Origin of the sequence: Alkalicoccobacillus porphyridii (assembly GCF_007293315.1) — a bacterium.
Classification (GTDB): domain Bacteria; phylum Bacillota; class Bacilli; order Bacillales; family Bacillaceae_D; genus Alkalicoccobacillus; species Alkalicoccobacillus porphyridii.
This window is the reverse complement of record NZ_VLXZ01000365.1, coordinates 1-247: the sequence shown is the minus strand read 5'-3', so window position 1 is coordinate 247 and position 247 is coordinate 1. Positions and strand designations below refer to the sequence as shown.

Sequence of the window (247 nt, the reverse complement as noted above, 5' to 3'; positions counted from 1 at the left end):
AACTGGGCATCGTTCCTGACAGCGGCGGTGTGCTGCGTCTGCCGAAGATCCTGCCGCCTGCCATCGTCAATGAAATGGTGATGACCGGCAGACGAATGGGCGCAGAAGAGGCGCTGCGTTGGGGGATAGTCAACCGCGTGGTTAGCCAGGCGGAACTGATGGATAACGCCCGCGAACTGGCGCAGCAGCTGGTTAACAGCGCTCCGCTGGCGATTGCGGCGCTGAAAGAGATCTACCGCACCACCAG

Annotated in this window: 1 protein-coding gene; it reads left to right on the top strand. The window is 61.5% G+C overall.

The features are described 5' to 3' along the window. A partial coding sequence (locus FN960_RS24615) for an enoyl-CoA hydratase-related protein (RefSeq protein WP_260682111.1) occupies window positions 1-247 on the top strand: 247 nt, incomplete at both ends.